This is a genomic window from Falsiruegeria sp. JB4-1, assembly GCF_055693495.1.
In genome coordinates, this window is sequence record NZ_JBVFTZ010000001.1 from 1,112,397 (window position 1) to 1,125,715 (window position 13,319).

General features: G+C 54.8%; 13 protein-coding genes, 1 tRNA gene and 3 pseudogenes. 12 read left to right on the forward strand and 5 right to left on the reverse strand.

Annotation, left to right across the window (positions count from 1 at the left end; genetic code table 11):
* Window positions 1-9 precede the first annotated feature (9 nt).
* Window positions 10-1,497, reverse strand: a pseudogene (gene dacB, locus ACZ1HE_RS05710) (D-alanyl-D-alanine carboxypeptidase/D-alanyl-D-alanine endopeptidase).
* Between the two features lie 85 nt (window positions 1,498-1,582).
* Between dacB and ACZ1HE_RS05715 the strand changes: the two are divergent.
* Window positions 1,583-2,410: a DMT family transporter gene (locus ACZ1HE_RS05715; protein ID WP_472619916.1), complete on the forward strand. Its 828-nt coding sequence runs from the start codon at window positions 1,583-1,585 to the stop codon at window positions 2,408-2,410.
* Here ACZ1HE_RS05715 and ACZ1HE_RS05720 read toward each other — a convergent pair.
* Both ACZ1HE_RS05720 and ACZ1HE_RS05725 read right to left on the reverse strand, forming a co-directional pair.
* Window positions 2,390-3,007: a nicotinate-nucleotide adenylyltransferase gene (locus ACZ1HE_RS05720; protein WP_472619917.1), complete on the reverse strand. Its 618-nt coding sequence runs from the start codon at window positions 3,005-3,007 to the stop codon at window positions 2,390-2,392. The genes ACZ1HE_RS05715 and ACZ1HE_RS05720 overlap by 21 nt on opposite strands.
* 30 nt (window positions 3,008-3,037) lie before the next feature.
* Entirely contained in the window at window positions 3,038-3,505 is a 468-nt protein-coding gene (locus ACZ1HE_RS05725; protein ID WP_472619918.1) for an MOSC domain-containing protein, read from the reverse strand.
* 240 nt (window positions 3,506-3,745) lie between these two features.
* Here ACZ1HE_RS05725 and ACZ1HE_RS05730 point away from each other — a divergent pair, with 240 nt between their 5' ends.
* The 3 genes and pseudogenes from ACZ1HE_RS05730 to ACZ1HE_RS05740 all read left to right on the forward strand — a co-directional run bounded on the left by ACZ1HE_RS05730 (window position 3,746) and on the right by ACZ1HE_RS05740 (window position 8,205).
* Entirely contained in the window at window positions 3,746-5,320 is a 1,575-nt protein-coding gene (locus ACZ1HE_RS05730) for a lysine--tRNA ligase (RefSeq protein ID WP_472619919.1), read from the forward strand.
* A 54-nt stretch (window positions 5,321-5,374) separates the two neighbouring features.
* Complete coding sequence (locus tag ACZ1HE_RS05735) at window positions 5,375-5,776, forward strand: DUF4864 domain-containing protein (protein WP_472619920.1); 402 nt, start codon at window positions 5,375-5,377, stop codon at window positions 5,774-5,776.
* Window positions 5,777-5,916: 140 nt separating this feature from the next.
* Window positions 5,917-8,205: pseudogene (locus ACZ1HE_RS05740) on the forward strand (glycosyl hydrolase family 28-related protein).
* Between the two features lie 30 nt (window positions 8,206-8,235).
* Here the strand turns inward: ACZ1HE_RS05740 and ACZ1HE_RS05745 are convergent.
* Window positions 8,236-8,979 (reverse strand): hypothetical protein, encoded by a 744-nt coding sequence (locus ACZ1HE_RS05745; protein ID WP_472619921.1) that lies wholly within the window; start codon window positions 8,977-8,979, stop codon window positions 8,236-8,238.
* 107 nt (window positions 8,980-9,086) lie between these two features.
* Here ACZ1HE_RS05745 and ACZ1HE_RS05750 point away from each other — a divergent pair, with 107 nt between their 5' ends.
* The 6 genes and pseudogenes from ACZ1HE_RS05750 (at window position 9,087) to ACZ1HE_RS05775 (ending at window position 11,529) form a co-directional block, all read left to right on the forward strand.
* Window positions 9,087-9,359, forward strand: coding sequence for a nucleotide-binding protein (locus ACZ1HE_RS05750; RefSeq protein WP_472619922.1), 273 nt, complete (start codon window positions 9,087-9,089; stop codon window positions 9,357-9,359).
* 41 nt (window positions 9,360-9,400) lie between these two features.
* Window positions 9,401-9,667, forward strand: a complete 267-nt coding sequence (locus tag ACZ1HE_RS05755; RefSeq protein WP_472619923.1) for a hypothetical protein — start codon at window positions 9,401-9,403, stop codon at window positions 9,665-9,667.
* A gap of 30 nt (window positions 9,668-9,697) precedes the next feature.
* Window positions 9,698-10,017: pseudogene (locus ACZ1HE_RS05760) on the forward strand (antibiotic biosynthesis monooxygenase family protein).
* A gap of 78 nt (window positions 10,018-10,095) precedes the next feature.
* A complete protein-coding gene (locus tag ACZ1HE_RS05765) occupies window positions 10,096-10,503 on the forward strand; it encodes a universal stress protein (RefSeq protein ID WP_472619924.1) in 408 nt (135 codons plus the stop codon).
* Window positions 10,504-10,852: 349 nt separating this feature from the next.
* Window positions 10,853-11,146, forward strand: coding sequence for a DUF5665 domain-containing protein (locus tag ACZ1HE_RS05770; RefSeq protein ID WP_472619925.1), 294 nt, complete (start codon window positions 10,853-10,855; stop codon window positions 11,144-11,146).
* Window positions 11,147-11,175: 29 nt separating this feature from the next.
* A complete protein-coding gene (locus ACZ1HE_RS05775) occupies window positions 11,176-11,529 on the forward strand; it encodes an MmcQ/YjbR family DNA-binding protein (protein ID WP_472619926.1) in 354 nt (117 codons plus the stop codon).
* Window positions 11,530-11,594: 65 nt separating this feature from the next.
* Here the strand turns inward: ACZ1HE_RS05775 and ACZ1HE_RS05780 are convergent.
* Window positions 11,595-11,679 (reverse strand) — tRNA-Arg (locus ACZ1HE_RS05780).
* A gap of 158 nt (window positions 11,680-11,837) precedes the next feature.
* On the opposite strand from ACZ1HE_RS05780, the gene ACZ1HE_RS05785 reads away from it, so the two are divergent.
* Both ACZ1HE_RS05785 and ACZ1HE_RS05790 read left to right on the forward strand, forming a co-directional pair.
* Window positions 11,838-13,082 carry a tyrosine-type recombinase/integrase gene (locus ACZ1HE_RS05785; protein WP_472619927.1) on the forward strand — a complete coding sequence of 415 codons (1,245 nt, stop codon included), beginning with the start codon at window positions 11,838-11,840 and terminating at the stop codon, window positions 13,080-13,082.
* A gap of 53 nt (window positions 13,083-13,135) precedes the next feature.
* Complete coding sequence (locus ACZ1HE_RS05790; RefSeq protein ID WP_472619928.1) at window positions 13,136-13,273, forward strand: hypothetical protein; 138 nt, start codon at window positions 13,136-13,138, stop codon at window positions 13,271-13,273.
* Window positions 13,274-13,319 lie beyond the last annotated feature (46 nt).

Genomic DNA, 13,319 nt, shown 5'->3' on the forward strand with positions numbered 1-13,319 from the left:
GGCGGCAATTTAGCTTCCGTAAAGTGCTCCCCAGCGTTCGATCAGCTTTTGCTGCAATCGCTTGGAACGCCTGTTCCAGGCTCGCGCGCCCTGCGGTACTTCGCGATCAGCTCGTTTGATCTGCGACCGTTTTGCAGTGTCTGCCGTGAAAATGGCGAATGCCAATTCCGTCCCGTCAGCCGCTGTCATGAAGCCACCCAGACCCGAAACGAAATTCAGCGTTCCGGTTTTGGCATCCACCTTGATGGGGTGTGATTTCACAATCCTCCCCTTGCTGTCACGCATTGCAAAGGGTTTGAACAGAGGTCTAAGCAAATCCAGTTTGCGAACTTGAACCAAAGCCGCAACCAGATCTTGCGGAGTCATGCGTGACGCGTCTCCCAATCCGGAGTGGTCCACCAAAGACGTCCCTGTCATCCCATACTTTGAGGCGGCCCAACGGCTCATTTCACGCGCCGAAGACTTGAGTGAACTTGGCTTGCCGCTTCGAGCGGTGGTGGCCGACATTCCAACCATTTCTGCAGTCAGATTCGTAGAGTACTTCAGCATACCCTTTAGAATAACGCGCAATGGAGCACTTTGATTGACTGAAAGCACGGTGCCCGCTGGCCGTTTTTTTCAACTTTCGGGTTTTTCAAGACGATCCCGTTAGCGCGCGCTAGTGTTTGGAACACGTCAGCCGGCATAGAGCGCTGGTTTGCGGACGGGCAACCATCTGGATCCCCCTTTGCCCAAAGCCTGACTCGCCACGGTCCATTTGTCGATACGAGGAGTTTCTTCATATGTGTAAACAGGAAGACGTCGGTTCTTGACCCGCATCTGGGCCATGGCGACCTGGGGTTTGTACTTGCTGCTGCGGGCATCCATGGCCACCGAGTACCCCTGTCCTCCACGCTTCCATTCAAAATGAACGCGGTTGAAATTCAGGGAAATTCCCGAAACTGCTGGGCTGTAGCCCAAATGATCAGGCTGCGCTGGATCAATGCTTTTTACGTAAGGCAGTGCACCGTCGTAAACCTTGAAAGCCCCGCGTACTTCTCGTACTCCGGCTGCCTTCAGGTTCGCTGCCAATGCTCCCAATGCGTTGGTGTCTAAGGTTGGATCGCCACCGCCAACAAGCACCAAATCGCCGTGTAGTACGCCATTGCGAACTGACCCTTCGGCGACTAGTTCAGTGCGAAAAACGTGACTCGCGCCTAGAACGTCCAGAGCGTAAAGCGCCGTTAGCGCTTTGGCGACGCTTGCAGGTGGTAATCCTGTTGCTGCTTCAACAGATTCCAACCGCAACCCGGTCTTTACATCGGCGACTGCAAACGCCACGTCGCCGGTCAAACCTGACGCCTTGATAACTGTTTCGGGACCTCCTTGCGGGACACCGCCTGATCCACGCAGTTGGGGGCGAAGTGACGTTGTCGGCGCATTGGCAGACACTGCTCCGGGGATTGCGCTCGCCCCTAAAGCCGCCAGAAGAAAACGTCGTGTGATCAAACCGCTCATACGATCATATGATCGTAGACCGGCATGTCAGACAAGCGGCAGAATCAAGGTTTTCTCTATCTGTGACCCATGATAGGCGCGACAAATGCTCCAGGCGGTTTTGATCATGTTTGTTGCGATGTCCCTGATCCCGACCGGGGACATGGCCGGAAAGGTTCTTGCAGGGGAATTTGGTGTCTCTCCTGTCTTCATTGCCTGGTCGCGATTCGCCTTGGGCGTGTTGTTCATTTTGCCTTTCACTCCACCTTCGGCGTTTGCCTTGCTACGCGACCTAAGGATCTGGTTTCGCGCGTTGCTTTTGGCCGGAGGGATATTTTCCATTCAGACTGCTCTAAAGACCGAACCACTGGCTGATGTTTTTGCAGCATTCTTTATCGGCCCGATCCTGAGTTACATCCTTTCGGCGGTCCTTTTGGCCGAGCCAGCTACGCGGCTCAGATCTGCGTTGATGTTGATGGGGTTTGCCGGAGTTCTTTTGGTTGTTCAGCCCGGCTTTGGGGGTAGTTCAGGTTTGGGGTGGGCATTTCTGGCAGGGTGTTTCTATGGCGGGTTCCTGACCGCGTCCCGGTGGTTGTCCCACTTAGGAACGCCATTGGCGCTTAGTTTTTCTCAGCTTTTTGTTTCTGCGCTGGTCCTGTTACCCTTTGGGGTCATGCATATGCCCGAATTCACGATTTCGGTGGGAAGCTTCACGATAGTCAGTGCGTTGGGTTCCATGTTGGGAAACCTGCTGTTGCTGATGGCATATGCACGCGCGCCCGCGACCAAACTGGCGCCATTGGTGTATTTCCAACTGATCGCGGCAACCGGTCTGGGTTGGGCTGTCTTCGATGATTTCCCAGACGCACTGACTTGGGCCGGATTGGCGTTGGTTCTGGTGTCGGGTCTGGCGTCAGCTGCTCTTCGAAGGTGACCAGTTGCCAGTTGCGCGGATTTCGGTCGAACTGATGTCCACCATCGGGACATTCACAAAGCACCACGCTGGAGCCTGTGCTCTCCCAAGCAAACGCCTGGCCTGTCCATCCAGCCTCGCCTGAACGTAAGCGCGAACTGCAGGCGCCATTCTTGCAGAAATGCGATCCCCGGGACGCGCAACCACGCCCACTGGAACATTGTCCATGATTGTACGCCAATTGCCCCAGCGATGGAGTTGCGCCAGATTGTCGGCGCCCATCAGCCAAACGAACCGCACACCTGGGTACAGCTTTTTCAAGCGGGTCAACGTGTCTGCAGTCACCCGAGTGCCAATCTTTTCCTCGATGTCGGTGACTTCTACTCGGGGGTCCTCCAACATTTTGTGGGCTGCCTCCAACCGTCTGTCGAGTGGTGCGGGCCCTCTTTCCTTAAGGGGATTACCCGGGGAAACGAGCCACCAGACTCGATCCAGGCCGAAAGCTTTGATTGCTTCGCGCGTTATGTGAACATGGCCTGCATGTGGTGGGTCGAACGAACCACCCAGTAAACCAATGACCTGCCCAGGCCGAGCATATGGCAAGAGATGTCTCATCATACTTTTGCTTGGCCTGCCTGTTTGCTGTTGTCAATCAACGGGCTGAACGGCATCGCCCGATCTAACTAGGCCGGGTTGAAGTACCTGGGCGCACCATCCACCATGTCCCCTCACTGCTGAATAGCCACCATTACCAAAAACCTCTTCCATTCGACTGCAAGGTGCGCAGATCGTCGTAAATAGCAGCACAGCCTTACCCACTTGCACCTGCCGCCCTTTTAGAGCGGATAGATTAATATTGGAGATCACAAGATTTCGGCGCAGTGTTTCCGCCGAAACCGGTTCTAGGCCCAAGTAGGATCCAATGGACGTCAAATGTTCGTGCTGCATCAGAGTCACCGCGCGCTTTCCTGCGCGGCCGCGGTCCCCCTGCAAGCCGTCCAGATCAATCCAAACTTCCGACAGGGCCTGCATGGCAGAACGCCGCTCAGGTCGCACTCCGATCCAGGTGACGCGACCCGGCTGATACCAACCGGCGACAAGTTCTTTCAACGACACTGTGGTTCCTCCTGATCGAGGGGCAATAGCACTCGGCGTAGTCCTGAACCAGACCGCTTCGCTAGGCTGGAATGACACGCGGCTTTTTTGGCGTGAGGATCAGGATGCCGTCAGGTTAACGGAACCTGTTGTGGTCACTGAAAATGGTTACTTTGTTGACTCATGCCGCAGTTGCACAATAGGAGAGGCCGGGTTGGTTGCATGGGGCAACCGGCGCCGAATTTCCCTATGGAGACTGATATGTCTGATCTGCGTGAAACCGCTCTTGCGTCCAAGGCCTGGCCCTTTGAAGAAGCGCGCCGGGTGCTCAAACGCTATCAGAAGAAGGATCCGGAAAAGGGATATGTGCTGTTCCAGACCGGCTATGGCCCATCGGGTTTGCCGCACATCGGGACATTTGGTGAGGTGGCGCGCACCTCGATGGTGCGCCATGCGTTTGAACAGATGTCGGACATTCCGACCAAGTTGATCTGTTTCTCGGACGATATGGACGGGTTCCGCAAGGTGCCCACCAACGTGCCGATGCAGGACGAGCTGAAAGAAGATCTGCACCTGCCGCTGACGAAGGTGCGCGATCCGTTTGGCACTCATGAGGGTTTTGCACAGCACAACAACGCGCGTCTGTGCGACTTTCTTGATAGCTTTGGCTTTGAGTACGAGTTCGCATCGGCCACCGATTATTATTTGTCCGGCAAGTTCGATGAGATGCTGCTGACTGCTTTGGCGCGGTTCGACAAGATTCAAGAGATCATGCTGCCGACGCTGGGTAAGGAACGGCAGGAGACGTACTCTTGCTTCCTGCCCGTGTCGCCCAAGACCGGCCATGTGCTGCAGGTGCCGACGTTGGAGCGCAATGTCGAGAAGGGCACCATTGTTTACCAAGAGCCCGACGGTGAGAAGGTCGAGATCCCTGTCACCGGTGGCAATGTCAAAATGCAGTGGAAGCCTGACTGGGCCATGCGCTGGGCCGCGTTGGGTGTGGACTACGAGATGTCGGGCAAGGACCTGATCGACTCGGTCACGCAGTCGTCCAAGATCTGTCGTGCGCTGGGCAAGCAACCACCCGAGAGCCTGAGCTATGAGCTGTTCAATGACGAGCAGGGCCAGAAGATTTCAAAATCGAAGGGCAACGGCCTGTCGATGGAGGAATGGCTGACCTATGCGGCGCCGGAATCGTTGTCGTATTTCATGTACCAGAAGCCAAAGACCGCTAAGCGGCTGTTCTTTGATGTGATCCCCAAGGCGGTGGATGAATATCACCAGCAGCTGCGGGCCTATCCAGGCCAAGAGCTGAAGGCGCAGTTGAACAACCCCGTGTGGCACATCCACGGTGGTGACGTTCCGGCGTCTACTTTGGTGGTGCCGTTTGCGATGCTGTTGAACCTGGCGTCGGTATCGGGGGCCGAGGACAAGGAAACGCTGTGGGGCTTTATTGGGCGTTATGCGCCGGATGCGAGTGCCGAGAGCCATCCTGATCTGGATCAGGCGGCGGGCTTTGCGGTGCGCTACTTCAACGACTTCGTCAAACCGACACGGCAGTTCCGTGCGCCGACGGATCAGGAGCGTGAAGCGTTGGAGGCGCTGCGAGCAGAGTTGGCGGCCTATGATGGGCCGGTCGAGGATGAGGCGCTGCAATCCATCGTCTATTCGGTGGGGCGTGAGCGTTTTGACCCGATGCGGGCGTGGTTCACGGCACTTTATGAAGTTCTGCTGGGTGCCAGCCAAGGGCCGCGGTTTGGTGGGTTCATCGCGCTTTATGGTGTCGACGAAACCATTGCTTTGATCGACAAAGGCCTGGCGGGAGAGTTGACCTGATTTGACGATTTCGCGCGTGGGGCTAACTCCGGAACATAGCCCGGAGGATGTCCCATGCGCCATTTCGTATCCGCCATTGCACTGACCTTTGCCCTAACGGGGCCATTGCCTGCACAAGAAGCCGAGATCGAGAGCCAGATCCGGTCGCAGATCCAGGCGTTCAAGGTCGATGACTTTGTCACCGCCTTTGGCTTTGCGTCACCCACCATTCAAAACATGTTTCGCACGCCTGAAAACTTTGGCGTGATGGTGCGGCGTGGCTATCCGATGGTCTGGCGACCGAGCGAAGTTCGCTTTCTGGAATTGCGTGAGGTCGCTGGGAACCTTTGGCAAAAGGTTATGATCACGGATGCCGACGGATCAGTCCATATTCTTGACTACCAAATGGTAAATCAGGAAGGAGTGTGGAAAATCAACGGCGTACAGATTTTGGACGCCGGAGGTGAGACCGCGTGAGCAACGCCACCGTGACGGTGCTATGAGGCGGCTTTAATCCCTTTCCTTTACCCAATGCTCGCGTCCGAGTTTTCCGCTTGGACCACGGGTTTCATGCGCCATCGCAGGTGGTCTGCGGCGCGATTGGGAAAGGGATTTGGATGAACAAGGCAATCACCGAGGGTATTCAGTTCATGCCGCCTGCGTTCAAGGATGGTCTGGATGTCTGGTCGAACGGAAATGGTACGCCGGGCTCTGACACGTATGAAGGGGCGGTTAATGCGGCATTTGTGCTTCAGCGGATGCGGATTTCGGCGGCTGTCTGGAATTGCAAAAGACCAGTTCGACCCAAAGGTTGCGGTATATGGGGCAAACGCCATTGCAACCGGGGTGTTACCTGCAGATCAAGGTGCGGATTAAAGCCGTGAGTGGAAACCTACCGTCGGTGCGCGTGGCCGGTTGGGCTGGTGGTGCCGGAAACTCACATGTATCGGGCGTCACGGAACGTGCGGACGCTGTTACCCTTACGTCCTACGGGGACGTTGTCGAGGTTTCGGGAATTGTCGGATCGGGCACGCGCAGCGGTGTTGATATGCCTTGGGGGCGTTCTGCGCTTTATGGTCATTTTGGCTTGGATCTGGAAGGGGCCAACGGCGGTGTTGTTCGGATCGATGACATCGAGATTACCGATATCACCAACGTGTTCCTTCGCGACATGATCGGCATTGTCGATGTCAGAGACTTTGGCGCGAGCGGCGATGGAAGCACAAACGATTCAGCGGCCTTTGAGGCGGCGGATGCGGCCGCGAACGGGCGCACTGTCTTTGTGTCAGAAGGCACCTATCGGCTTGATAACAGTGTGACATTCGATTCTGAGGTCTCATTCGAAGGTACGGTTTCAATGCCCTCTAGCAGAATGCTGATCCTGACCAAGAATTTTGACCTGCCTAGCTACATTGATGCCTTTGGTGACGAAGAATTGGCGTTTCGTAAGGCCTTTCAGGCGTTGCTGAACAATGCTGATCACGAAAGTCTGGATCTCGGGGGGCGCAAAATCTCGCTTTCTGGGCCAATCGACATGCAGGCCGCGGTGCCTAACAAAAGCAGTTATGCGACGCGCCGTGTGATCCGCAACGGTCAGTTCGAGGCGCAGGATAACGCAGCCTGGAACACTCAGGTCTATACATCTCAGGCGAGCTATGATCCCGAAAACGGCCTGAAGCTCACGAATGTCGCCAATGTTGCCAATATCCCGGTTGGCGCACTGGTCAAAGGCAACGGTGTCGGCCGCGAAGTTTATGTCCGGTCGAAAGATGTCGGGGCGGCGGAAGTTACCTTGACGTCGGGGCTGTATGACGCCGTCGAGCACACAGAATTACACGTTCCATGATTTCAAATACATGCTGGATTTCAGCGGCTTCAGTCAGTTGTCGAAATTCGCGATGTCAGACATCGAATTTCAGTGCAACAGCCGATGCAGCGGAATCCGTTTGGCAACGTCGGGAACCGGTTTTAACCTGCGGGATTGTTTCATAAGCCGACCAAAAGATCGTGGACTCACCTCCAGCGGGCGAGGGTGTCAGGGTATGCTGATCGACCGATGCCAATTTCTGTCTGCTGAAGAAAACCTGAACATTGAAGACCGGGTATCCATTGCGCTGAACGCGAACGCAAACGATGTCAAACTCAGAAATAACCGTGCGACTAAGTTCTTACATTTTGCCGTGCTGTCCGGTGCCAACTCTTTGGTTTTGGGAAATCACTTTTTTCAGGGTGATCCGGTGCCAAACGGGCCGCGCTCGGCGGGCTTGGTGATTGTCGGAACCTATACCAGCACAGCAGTTTCGGGGAATTACATCGATAACTGTTCGGTAGAGTGGACCAACGAACACGATTCCAGGCCAGATTTTGTCTCTGGGTTTTCGTACAGTGCGCTTAGCATAACCGACAATATCTTCCTGTCCGGAGATGCTGCTCCTTGGTTCAGCTACATTGTCATCCGCCCCTACGGGACTGGCCACTTCTTGAACGGTGTTTCGGTAACCGGCAACAAGTTCCGTTCGATCAACGGTTCGATTGACCGGGCAGAGCGGGTCGATACCAGTTTTTCTGATCTGAACTTCAGCCGCAGTACGGATGTGCATTTTGAGGGTAATACCTATCATGGTGTTTCAAACAAGGCTGCCAACCCATTGCGCATTCGACATGAGCAAAGCTCAGCCTCGCAGACGTGGGTTATCGATTCAGATGATAAACTGCCATTTGGGGCCCGCGCACGAGGCGTCGACGGGGTCGTGCCTATCAACCAGCTACGCAATGGTGCGGGAAGTACTCGGTATCTTGCCCCATACGCTCAATTGGAACGTGGTAGCAGCGGCGATCAAGTGCATCTGGTATTTGGAGAAGCTGTGCGCGGAACAGTGTCTGTTACGATGCGCATAGACAAATAACGTGTTGATGGGGCCGCAAAAGCGGCCCCTTCAAAATTCGCGCCATAGGGCAACCTTCAGTCCATAGCCTTTTGGATAAGCCGAGCGACGCTCGATGCCAAAGATCCAGCGGGTTTGGTTTTGTCCCTTGATCACGACAGAAGGGGTAATAGACCAATAGATTTGGGAATTGCTGAAATAGGAGCTTTCGATCTGTAGCATCGGGTTAAAACGCCGATTTGCAGACAATCCGATTGTTGCGTCCAGCTTGTAGAACGGATCACCTGATCCCAGGCGATGTTCAACGGCCATGTCAACGGCCAACCAACCTGGGCCCCATTGAGTTGATAGGTCACGGCCGTACGACAGGCCAGATTTGTACATTGGGTGCCATTGATTGACATAATGGTGACCTCCACCTCCGAATTCCAAGGATAGCCGTCCGTTTTTGCCAAGATCCAGTAAGGGGACACGGGCGAACACCAAAGCATGCCCTGTCAAACCCGGCCGGTCATTCAGGTCGAACCCAACGGTGATCTTTGGTGAAAGCCCCCATTCACCGTAAACTGCAGATTTGTAGTTAAACGTATCTGCAGAGCCAAAGAGCGTTCCAGTCAATGATAGGAAGCCAGTGCCTTCGTCGCGCAGCCAAGCTCCAGCGTTGGCCGGTAGAGCCACACACAGACTGAGCAGAATTATTGCCAGGATGTGACCCATCTCGCGCCCCCGGGCGGCAGTTTCGTAAACCTTGGTTAACGAGACGTTACCAATCTGTCGCAGAATTGGTTTTTGCATTGCGACCTTGCGAAAGAGGGTTATGCTGCGCTGCGGCAAAGCGGGAGTCGCCGATGGGACATGTAATTTCGATTGCACAACAAAAGGGCGGATCTGGTAAAACCACGATGGCTGTCAATCTTGCTGTGGCATTTGCCAAAGCAGGTAAGTCTGTTGCTCTTATGGACACTGACCCACAGGGCAGTGCCGGGCGTTGGTTCATGACCCGCCTTGAGAATACCAACGACCAACCGGGGTTGGAGTTTTCAACCGCTTCGGCTTGGGGTGTTACCTATGAGGTGCGCAAACTGGCTGAAAGCCACGACATCGTTCTGATAGACACCCCCCAAAAGCGGATAGCGATCTGCGACCCGCTCTACGTGCGTCTGATCTGGTTCTGATCCCGATTGCAACTTCGCATCTGGATTTGTGGGCTGTCGAGATGGTGCTATATCTGGCAGACCGCGAACATAAGCCTGCAATGATGGTAATGACCCGCTCGAGATCGGGAACCCGCTTGGACGCCGAGGTAACCGAAAAAGCCCGAGAGTTGGAGGCCGACGTCGCACAATCCCAACTTGGCAATCGTGTGGTGTACGCGGAAACTCTTGGCCAGGGTCGAACGGCAATCGAAGCGCGTAACGCTTCCGCAAAAGCCGAAGTAACTGGATTGATGCAAGAAATCGAAGGCGTCTTGAAAAACCTGTGATAGGTTGGAGGAGACTCAAGGAGGATCCGCATGCCAACAATTTCCAAAGCCGCCCCGGTCCAAACAGTCATCACCACCTTCGAAATGACCCTGGCACTTGCCAGGATTTGCTCGAAGCGCTGACGGATGCCTATGCCGAGTTCATTTCCAAACAGCCTGGGTTTATCGGAGCTGGATTGCATGTAAACGATGCGCAAACGCGGATCGCAAACTACTCGCAATGGGAGCGGCGTGAAGATTTCCAAGCGATGCTAAGAACTCCTGAGATGCGCGCTCGCAATCGCAAATTCAATGATTTGTGCAAGAGTTTCGAGCCTGTAATGTACGACGTGGCAGGAACTTTTGGCTGAAACATGATCTGAATCAACACGCACGGCAGGTGAAGTAGGGCAGGGTAACCGCATCTCAAACCAATAGGAGCGCGTTCCATGTATCATAACATTCTTGTTCCGATCTCGTTCGACAGCGAACGCGATATTTCTGGGCCGCTAAAGCTGAGCAGGCTACTTGCTACACCAGAGGCGCAAATTACGCTGTTGCATGTAGTCGAACATATTCCGGCCTATGCAATTTCGTACATGCCATCCGACTATTTGACGGAAACGCGGGTCGCGCTTCAGCGCGAGCTTGAAGGTTTGGCAGACCCATTGCCCAACGCCAAAGCCGTTGTCATCGAAGGTCACAAGGGTCGGTCGATCCTTGACTGGGCTGAAGAGAATAACCCGGATTTAATCATCGTTGCCTCGCATCGGCCGGGCATGCAGGACCTTTTGTTAGGGTCAACAGCAACGCAAATCGTCCGCAATGCCAGCTGCGCGGTTCACGTCGTGCGGTAAGGTAGATTGCTATGACCAAGAGCAGATAAGGGGCTGGATCTTATACACATGGCTTTCGGCCACTGAAATTCGTTGTGCCAAATTCAGAGTTTGGCAATCGGATATTGCAGATGGGCGGCTATTGTCATGATGTCCGAGATTGGGAGAGCGTGTTGTCGATCTGCGGCTTTTGCCTCCAACCAAGAGCTGAGTTGCACAACTCTGCTGGGTTAGGGTCATCAAATCCGAAGGTGAAAGGGAAGCCTGCAATTCAGCCGATATTGCGCAACAAAGCCGATTGGATTCAAAAAGACACCCGTACCCAAGGGTCACGTCTGGACAGTGCAAATGAATTCAATAGGCTGTCCCAATGACACAAAGTACAGATCACGAAATCCGCGCCTTGCGCGAAGAAATTGCCAAATTCAACAGTCACCGGTTCGTCCGGGTTCAGAACTCGGTTTGGCTCATGTTGTGGCAGGCTTTGTTGCGCGGCATGGCAGTTGGATTAGGCACCGTTGTCGGGGCGTCAATCCTGGTTTCTGTTCTGGTCTACGTGCTTAGCCAGATTGATTTTCTACCGATTATTGGTGACTGGGCCAAGGAGATTTCGAAAGAGATTCAGAGCTCTACAGGCGTAGATGTCGAGGCGTCGTCGGATTGACTGCCCGCAGTCGCTGATGGGAGACGGATATGAACCGGGAAGAATTCAACAGCTTCTGCAATGGCCTTAAAGCCACGACCCACGTGGTCCAGTGGGGGAACTCTGACGTATGGAAAGTCGGCGGTAAGGTGTTTGCTCTGTGTGGATGGAATGATGGAGAGGACGCATTCACTTTCAAGGCCACAGATCTGGCCTATGAAGTGCTTCAGGGTGAACCAGGCATTCGTCCGGCCCCCTATCTGGCCTCAAGAGGAATGAAGTGGCTGCAAGTCTACGAAGAACGCGGCATGAGTGATGCTTCGCTGAAAGAGCACATCATCACGTCCTATGATTTGGTTGTGGCCAAGCTGACTAAAAAGCTGCGTTCTGAACTGGGCCTTTGATTCACTGAGGCGCCGCCTTTTCAAAAGAACAAGTGGCTCGATGTATTTCATAGATTATGAAAAACTGGCGATCCCTGAAGGACTCGAACCCTCAACCTGCTGATCAGAAGTCAGCGGAACGCTGTTTCTAATCAATTCCCGAGCGGTTCCACAGCGTCCAAATGCTTCCTTTTTTCAATGGGATGGCCTGGTTTCTCTCAGTCAGGGTGTCCATTTTGATCTCAAAAATCCAACCCAAGCGCGTCTCAAATTTGCCCCTACGGCGCCCCCAGATACGCGGGCGCGCGGACGGAACGAGGAAAAGAGCAATGTCCGAACAATTGACGGCACGTGGCCTTGAATCGGTCAAAGCGCCCGAGAAGGGGCGAGTTGAGATCATGGACAAGGAACAACGCGGCCTCTGTTTCCGGATCACTGCTAACGCTCAGCGTACCTGGTCGTTGAGAATCAAGGTCGAAGGCCGCTCGCGTCGCTTCCTGATAGGCCCCTATCCCGACTTTTCCCTTGCCGACGCCCGCAAACGCGCCGCCCGCCTGCGTCTTGAGGCGCTCGACGGCAAAGACCGCATCGAGGAACGCAGAGAAGCCGCCGCCCGCAAGCGCGCTCAAATGACGCTTGTGGACATTATGGACATTTATTCGGGCTCGCATTTGGCCCAGCGCGCGCAAGGAGAACGCACGGGCCGCGTCTTGAGGGCCAACCTGTCGGGCCTTTTGGAACGCCCCGTCGCGAGCGTGACCCGTGCGCAGTTGCAACTGACCCTCGACGCAAAGGCAAAAACTGCGCCGATTCAATCAAACCGCTTGCGTGCCTATGTTCATCACTTTTTTGGCTGGGCAATGCGACGCGGATACATCACAGAGAACCCAGCGGCGGGCCTTGAGCGCCCAGCGAAGGAGAAACCGCGTGATCGGGTTTTGTCCCTCGATGAAATCGGCTCGATCTGGCAGGCGAGCGCAGAACTCGGGCCGGTCTGGCGGGTATTTGTGCGCCTGTCGATCCTGACCGCCCAAAGACAAGGCGAATTAGCGGGTGCGCATTGGAATGAGATCGTGGGCGGCACCTATTCGCTCCCTGCTGAACGGACAAAGACTGACGCCGCTCATATTGTTCACTTGAGCGCGCCAGCGTTGGAGGAACTTGCGATCCTGGAGGCCGATCGCGACGGGTTCTCGCTTGTTTTCACGCACAACGGCAAATCACCTGTCTCCGGGTTTTCGGCAGTCAAAAAACGTTTGGATAAACTATCTGGCGTCACAGATTGGCGCTTCCATGATTTCCGAACGGCCTTTGCGTCAAACATGGCCGAGGCCGACGAGAGCGAGGGCGTTGTCGACCGCGTTCTAAACCACGCCGCAAGCGCAAGCCGCATTTCGACTGTTGCCCGCGTTTATCAGAGGTCGGCCTTGTTACCCCAGCGCGCTCGTTGCCTGGATCGTTGGGCGGCAATGGTTTTGCGTGCAGCTGATGAAAGTAAAGGCGCCAAGATCGTCCAGATTGGGGCAGGCAAACAAACCGCAGACACAGAAAAACGCAAGATTGCCTGGACATAGAACGCCTACTTAACCGGGCCAGGTTATTCCTTCGCATGCTCTCTTGCTGGGGCATGTTCTCCGCAATCGGCGCCGAAATTGGCATGATCATCCAGCCGACCAGCAAAGACCCGTTCGGCAGTGTTGCGCCCGCCGCGATCGGTGTCGCAATCGCCTTGGAGATCCTCTGTCGCACCGCGCGCCCGAAATAGGACATAGATTAATGCACCCTATTTGCAAAAAGCCTGCCCCAAAGCC